This window comes from Streptomyces capoamus, assembly GCF_014654935.1.
GTDB classification, from domain to species: Bacteria; Actinomycetota; Actinomycetes; order Streptomycetales; family Streptomycetaceae; genus Streptomyces; species Streptomyces capoamus.
The window spans coordinates 379-2711 of the sequence record NZ_BNBF01000065.1; the positions used below are offsets into that span (position 1 = coordinate 379).

Genomic DNA, 2333 nt, shown 5'->3' on the forward strand with positions numbered 1-2333 from the left:
GGCGTCGCAGGCTGTGAAGCTTCAGTTGTGCGTGTCGGGCAGCCGTGGCCGGCCACGGCCACGGCTGCCCGACGCCTTCGACGGCCGATTGCCTCCTGCGTGGGGAGGTGGCGGCCGTTGCATGGTTCTACGGCCTGGTGATCTCCATGGCGCGGAGGTTACGCAGCGTCCTGTCTCCGGCGTCGCCTTGGGAGGGGTAGAGCAGTTTCATGTTGACCGTCAGGTCGGTGCCGGGCTCGATGGCGTGTCCGTCGCCGGGGCTGCGGATGATCACCGATCCGGATCCGCCGGTGCCGTCGTCGACCACCGTGTACCAGGGTTGCTCGGTGGGGTTGAGGCGGGTGTGGGGCGGTGCGTCGAAGAGGATCTCCCACCTGACCACGCGGTGCTCACGGGCGGCGAGCTTGAGGTCGTAGCTGACGAGCCAGCCCTGGGCGTCTTCGGGCCAGGTCTGCGACCACTGGCCGACGATCTCGTAGCCGACGCTGACCAGCGGCCGTTCGACGTCGGTGGTGGCAGCGGCGGAGTACCGCTCGGCGACGTTGGAGCGCGTCGGCGACTCGACCAGGCCGGTGAAGGTGAAGCGGCCCTCGAATGCAGGATCGATCGTGCCTGCCAGGGTGATCGTCGCTTTGCTGCGAGGGGGCAGGCTGACGGGCACGTGCAGGCCCTGGTCGACCGATGAGCTGCCGCAGGCGGCGCCGTTCTCACCTCGGCAGGACACCTCCAGGTCGGAGAGCTGCGGCGGCACCGTGCCTTCCACCACGGCGTCCGGAGCGTCGTTGGGCCCCAGGTTCTGCACCTCGAGGGAGTAGGTGATGCGGTCTCCGGCCTGGGCTGTCTGAGGACCGGCCAGCTCCAGCGGCATGTTCACCGGCAGGGCCACCGTCAGGTTACGGATCCGGTGCGCGGCGGTGGCGCTGCCCGTGCCTGCTGCGAAGCCCAGCTTGAACGTGGCGGGCAACTGTTCCTGCCCCGGCGCACCGGCCAGGTCGTAGTCGTCGATCAGCAGGGTGCCGTTGGGGTTGCCGCGGTGGGAGTGGCGTACGGTCAGCCGGCCGTTGAGGAGGGACACCTGCAGGTGGGCGCCCGCCTCCCACGAGGCCCGGAACCCACCGGGCACCGCAACGCCGGTGAGCCAGCGGAAGCCTGCATGCTCGTTGCCGCAGCCGCGGACGCCGACGAAGTCGGCACACGGGCCAGGACCGTCCGGTCCCGCCTCAGCAGATGAGAAGTTGCCGTGGTTGTCGAAGCCGATGCCTACGAAACCACCGGTCACACCCGGGGCGACGATCTGCCCTCCTGGGCCCTGCTTGGTATAGGAGTAGCCCAGGGCCGCGCCGTGACCACCTGGGGCAGTAGTCCGGGCGCCGTCGATGACATAGAGGCAGAACCCGTCACCGACGTCGCTGCTGCCTTCGACGGCGTAGTCAAAGTCGATCGTGACACCCAGCGAAGAGGAGAACGGCTGGTCGAGGAAGGCGGTGCCGGCCTGAGACGCGGCATCCGCGGTCAGCTCTAGGCTTCCGTTCAGTCTGGCAGTGCCCAAGAGTGTCCAGTGCGGGTTGGACGGCGCCTGATGGGTGAATGACTCCACGATCGGAAACTGCGCTTCCTGCATGAGGGCTCCTTCGTCTCCACATGACGGGTGTCGCGCGCGCTGCGCCCGGCCAGAGCACCGGCGAGGCCCCGCCCGTGGCGGCCGGGTCCCGCAGCGCCGCATGTATCACCGGCGCCTACGAGCAGCGACAGCGCACGCAGTGGTGTCCGTTCAGAAGAGAGCGAAAGGCTGCGAAGGCTTGGGAACCCACCGATCACCCATGCACTCCCCCTGTGTCACCATCTGCATACCGAGCGTATTCCTTACCTGTTCCTGATGGATAGATCACCTTCACGCCGCGCCGGTCCCTGTCCGGAGCCGCAGCTCGGGCCTGTGAGCAGCCGACTTGCCGCATCAGCACACCATCGAGTGACATCCGAACCCGCCAACACCCTCCCGCTTGAAAGCGCTGCGCCGTGAGGGCGGCCCGCATCCCGGTGCAGCGCCGCGTGCGGAGGGTGACGCACACCGGAAGGCGGCTGCGGGCGCCTTCACGCGCTTGGCGGCCTGTCCCTGCGTCGTACGAGGGCGCTCGAGACGGGTCAGGAGGTGGTGGCCCGCGGTCAGGGTGTGCTGCTCGCATCCAGGCCGGACGGCTCGTCGTCGGAGTCGGGCGGGCCGGTGATCAGCGAGTGTTCTGTCTGCGCGAGGCGGCTTTACGGGGTGAGGTCGGTTTGCCGGTTGCCGCGCCACTCGGCGAGCAGGACGGTGGCGTCGTCGTCGAGGTGTCCGC

Annotated in this window: 1 protein-coding gene; it reads right to left on the reverse strand. The window is 68.8% G+C overall.

Annotated elements, in window-relative coordinates; genetic code table 11:
- Window positions 1–127 precede the first annotated feature (127 nt).
- Entirely contained in the window at window positions 128–1621 is a 1494-nt protein-coding gene (locus IE312_RS37760) for a lectin-like domain-containing protein (protein ID WP_189986823.1), read from the reverse strand.
- Between the last annotated feature and the right edge of the window lie 712 nt (window positions 1622–2333).

Coding starts and splice junctions, on each gene's coding strand:
- IE312_RS37760 (WP_189986823.1), bottom strand. CDS start 1,621: ATGCAGGAAGCGCAGTTTCCGATCGTGGAGTCATTCACCCATCAGGCG.